Source organism: Mycolicibacterium peregrinum, assembly GCF_001665625.1.
Classification (GTDB): domain Bacteria; phylum Actinomycetota; class Actinomycetes; order Mycobacteriales; family Mycobacteriaceae; genus Mycobacterium; species Mycobacterium peregrinum_B.
Genome location: NZ_LZSY01000101.1, coordinates 1 through 4,560, shown reverse-complemented (window position 1 = coordinate 4,560; position 4,560 = coordinate 1). Strand labels below are relative to the sequence as shown.

Sequence of the window (4,560 nt, the reverse complement as noted above, 5' to 3'; positions counted from 1 at the left end):
CCGCCGCGGGCCACCAGCCCGAAGCGAAGATGCAGACCCTCGAATTCCGGTGAGTACACGAAGATTTCGGAAAGGGGACGTGGCTGTGGCAGCTCGTCGACGGACTGGGCATCGAGTTTGTGGACCAGATAGGGCGCCCAGACGGTGAGGGCATCGGGCGCGAACGCGTTGGTGCGCACCGTGGCGTTGATCAGATTGTGGTACGCGCGGAGGATCCGGTCGGCGTCGATGTGCAGCACCTGATCGATCTCGGTGGCCACCTGCTGCTCAGCCGCTGCGATGCGGGAAATGCGGTGGGGGCTGTCGGCGGGTTGTTCGGTGCGGTCGAATCGGGCCTCGAACAGATCCAGCAGTGCGCGCGTGGCCGCCGGGTTGTCCAGCAGGACCCGTTGGATGCGCGTCTGGCCGTAGGGCATCGGCAGCTGCCGAAGGTACCGGCTGTAGCTGCGCAGCACGGTCACCTGACGCCAGCTCAGGGCGGCCCGCAGTAGCAGCGCATTGAATCCGTCCGATTCAACCCGGCCGGCCCACATCGCCCGGAAGGTCTCGCGGATGCGGTCGACAGTGTCGTCCCGCGGCTGGGCCACCGCCTCGACGACATCGGGACCGGGCTGCAAGAGCAGGTGGTAGACGTGGCAGACCCGCCCGTCCGGCCTGGCCCAGGTGCCCGCCTGTTCCTCCAGGACCTCCAGGTCCATGCTCTGCAGCGCGGGCAGCATCCGGCGCAGCGGCACCGGCTCGAGGGCGGCGAGCGCAAAGTTGAGCCGTCCGTCCGCGTCGGTCCAGTCGAGGTTCACCTCGACGGCATCGCCCGTCAGATCGTTGAGCGCCTTGGCTTCCAGTAGCCGGCTGGGTACCACAACCCCGGCCTGCTGATCCTGCATATCGGGCGCAATAGGGTTGGCGCGCAACGAATCCACGGTTCCGGTCTCCTCAATCGTCGTTGATCGATGCCGTCGGTTGCGTTCGACGGTGCACACAATCCTGTGGTGAGGAGCACGCGTTCAGATGCTGCAAAGTGTCAGTGAAATGTGGCCTGTCATTACACTGTGTCGGCCGGGCCCGTCCTGACTTTCCTAGCCCGTCGGCACCACGCCGCGCGGCAGGATCAACGGAAGATCGTTGTAGGTGACGATGCCGGGTGCGGCGTTGACCACCGCGGGGATCGCATTGATCGGGGGAGTGGCGGTCATGATGTGCCCGAGCACCATGAATTCCTCCAGGGTGGTGGCTTCGAAATCCGGCGGTGGCAGGAAGCCGACTTTCATCGTCACGGTCGGCCGGCCCGCGACCTCGATGACCCATCCGTCCTGATCGATCTGCCAATCCGGTTCCAACGTCTGGCCTTTGCGCCAGCGCAAGGTGAGCTCGACACGGGTGGTATCGCCGATGATGCCTTTCCAGCTGACGAACACGCCGGCGACACAGCCCGCCGGAATCGTCCACGAGCCCAGGTCGAGATCCTCTGTGGTCTGGGCGTATTCGGCGTCGCAACGAACTTCGTCGAACTCGATACCGAGTGCGTCGCCGATCATCCGCACCGCCTCACCGAAGACCCCGGTGCCATGGGCGGTCATGGCTTGCAGGTCGGGATGGTCGATGGGCTGGCCGAACCCGACCGGCTTCTCGGTTTCCGGTGAGTCGTAGAAGGTGGTGTCGGCGGCCTCGTTGACCGTGACCTTGTCCACCCGGTCGCAGATTCCGGCGGCCACCACGGCCAACTGGTTGACGTAGCCGGGGCTGATGCCCGATCCGAACATCGTCGAGCCGCCCTTGCGGCAGGCCTCGACGATGCGATCGCGGCCCTCGCCCTGATTGTGTCCGGTGATGAATGAGGCCGTCGCCACGACATTGATGCCGGCGGAAAGGATTTCGACGAGTTCGTCGACGTCGATCCACATGGGGTTGTAGACCACGACGTCCGGTTTGAGGGCCAGCAGTGCCTGCACGTCATTGGTGGCCGCGACGCCGAGGGGCTCGATGCCGACGAGTTCGCCGACGTCTTTTCCGGACTTGTCCGGCGACCACGCGTAGCAGCCCACCAGTTCCAGGTTCGGGTTGCGGGCGATAGCCGCCACCGAACTCTTCCCGACGTTCCCCGTCGTCCACTGGACGACCCGGTATGGCGAAGTTTGTGACACGGCAGCAGCTCCCTTGCTCGGTTTCCGGCAGTTTTCCACGACCGTGAGAAAAAAGGAAGAGTGGTACGTCCCCGGCGTCGTGAGCAACTAGAATTGCCCATGTGACCACCGGAAACGCGCCCCGTCGGGGGCGCGGCCGCCCACCGCGTATCGATCAGCAGCAGATCGTCGCCGCGGCGCGTGCGATCCCGCCGGGTGCGTTGACGATGCAGGCGGTTGCCGATGCGCTCGGGGTGGACCGAACGACGCTGCACTACTACGTCGGCGACCGCGACGGCCTGCTCGAGCTGGTGGTGGCCGACCTGTTCGAGGCCGAGTTGCGCTCGATCAAGCTGCCCGAGGACGCGAGCTGGCAGGAAATTCTGCGGGCCTACGGAACCGCGATCCGCCAGGGTGTGCTCAAGCTCGGTGTGACGGCGACCAGCTTCCGGTTGAGTGGTACCGGTGGGGCCGCGAGTCTGGCGCTGGCCGAGCAGGTGCTGCGGGCACTGACCGCGGGCGGATTCGGTACCGACGACGCCGGGCGCGTACTCACCTTGGTGTCGGGGCTTGCGATGTCGGCCGCGCACGATGTGTTGGGTTCGGCCGGGTCCCGGCTGCACCATCAGACGCCCGAGGTGGTTCGGGCGTTGAAAGACCTTCCGTCGAGCGACTTCCCGCTGCTCAGCGGTGTCGTTGCCGATCGTGGGGTCGCGGGGACCGCGGCCCAGGACTTCGACTTCAACCTCGACATCGTGATTGCCGGCCTCGAGCGGTTTCTGGCGGAGTAGACGCCGAGTCGTCGGCCGAGCCTGACTCGGGTACAGTGCTCAGCATCCTCTTAGGCGGAACTTGAGTTCCGTCTGGGTCAATTAGTGAATAGTAGGTCGGGGAGAGGCGCAACTGTGTTCAAGTTGCTCAAGAAGGCGTGGATGCCACTCACTTTGGTGGTCGTCGTCGCGTTGGGCGCGTACGCGATCCTTCGAATTCGGGATGGCGGGCAGCAGGGGCCGAACTTGGCAGAGGGTTCCGGAATTACCGAGAACTTCAATCCGAAGCACATCAAGTACGAGATCACCGGTTCCGGGGGCACGGCGAACATCAACTATCTCGATGAATACGGTCAACCCAACCTCATCGAAAATGCCCCGTTGCCCTGGTCTTTCACGATCGTGACGACGCTGCCGTCGATGTCGGCCAACATCATGGCTCAGGGCGAGCGCGACGTCACAGACCTCGGGTGCCGGGTGACTGTCGACGACGACGTGCGCGACGACCGGACGAGTACCGACACCTTCAAACCGTTCATCTACTGCTTGGTGAAATCCGTATGAGCAACGCACACAAGAACTCCCATCGCCCGTTCCTGGGCCGGATGGTTCGGATCTTTTCGCTGCCGATCATCGTGTTCTGGGTGCTCCTCACGATTGCGCTGGGAACTCTTGTCCCGTCACTCGATGAGGTCGCCGCATCCCGGTCGGTGCCGCTGAGCCCCACCAGTTCGGACTCCTACAAGTCGATGCTGAACATCGGCAAGGTGTTTCAGCAGTACGATTCGGATTCCTCAGCGATGGTGGTGCTGGAGAGCGACGAACCGGTCGGTGCGGCCGCGCACAAGTACTACGACGAGATCGTCGCGAAGCTGAAGGCCGATACCGAACACGTCCAGAACGTTCAAGACTTCTGGAGCGATCCGATGACCGCGGCGGGTTCGCAGAGTGTGGACGGCAAGTCCGCTTATGTGCAGATCTTCCTTGCCGGGGACCAGGGCACCAGCAAGAGCCACGATTCCGTGGCCGCCGTGCGTGACATCGTGGCCTCGGTGCCCGCTCCGCCGGGTATCTCGGCCCACGTCGCCGGAAACAGCGTGCTCAACGCCGATACCAGCGTGGCAGGCCATCAAAGTATGGCGAAAATGGAGTTGGTGTCGGTCGGCGTCATCATCTTGATGCTGCTCGCGGTGTACCGCTCCGTCGTGACGCTGCTCGTGTCGATGGTCGTCATTCTTCTTGAACTGTTTGCCGCACAGGGTGTTACGGCTGCCGCCGGTTACCTGAACATCATCGGCCTGACCCCGTACGCGGTGAGCATGGTGACCATGCTGGCCCTGGCCGCAGGCACCGATTATGTGATCTTCCTCCTCGGCCGATATCACGAGGAGAGATCGAAAGGCCTGGACCGCGAAGACGCGTTCTATGTGGCCTACAGCGGCGTATCGCACGTCATCCTCGGCTCCGGGTTGACGATCGTCGGGGCCTGCCTGTGCCTCACCATGACCACGCTGCCCTACTTCCAGACCATGGGTCTGCCCTGCGCCATCTCTGTTCTGGTGATCATCATCGCCGGACTGACGTTGGCGCCTGCCGTGCTGACCATCGCGTCGAAGTTCGGCTTACTCGATCCCAAGCACAAGATCGCGTCGCCGGGGTGGCGCAAGGTC

Annotated in this window: 5 protein-coding genes; 3 read left to right on the top strand and 2 right to left on the bottom strand. The window is 63.8% G+C overall.

Annotated elements, in window-relative coordinates; translation table 11 throughout:
- Positions 1–920, bottom strand: a 920-nt coding sequence (locus A5779_RS14620) for an NAD-glutamate dehydrogenase domain-containing protein (RefSeq protein WP_236734771.1), incomplete at its 3' end; no start/stop codon positions are given.
- A 156-nt stretch (positions 921–1,076) separates the two neighbouring features.
- Complete coding sequence (locus tag A5779_RS14615; RefSeq protein ID WP_064883038.1) at positions 1,077–2,141, bottom strand: NAD(P)H-dependent amine dehydrogenase family protein; 1,065 nt, start codon at positions 2,139–2,141, stop codon at positions 1,077–1,079.
- Between the two features lie 101 nt (positions 2,142–2,242).
- Between A5779_RS14615 and A5779_RS14610 the strand changes: the two genes are divergently transcribed.
- The 3 genes from A5779_RS14610 to A5779_RS14600 form a co-directional block, all read left to right on the top strand.
- On the top strand, positions 2,243–2,911 hold the full coding sequence (locus A5779_RS14610) for a TetR/AcrR family transcriptional regulator (protein WP_064883036.1): 669 nt from the start codon (positions 2,243–2,245) through the stop codon (positions 2,909–2,911).
- 114 nt (positions 2,912–3,025) lie between these two features.
- Complete coding sequence (locus A5779_RS14605) at positions 3,026–3,454, top strand: MmpS family transport accessory protein (protein WP_064883034.1); 429 nt, start codon at positions 3,026–3,028, stop codon at positions 3,452–3,454.
- Positions 3,451–4,560, top strand: a 1,110-nt coding sequence (locus A5779_RS14600) for an MMPL family transporter (RefSeq protein WP_165609786.1), incomplete at its 3' end; no start/stop codon positions are given. The genes A5779_RS14605 and A5779_RS14600, both read left to right, overlap by 4 nt.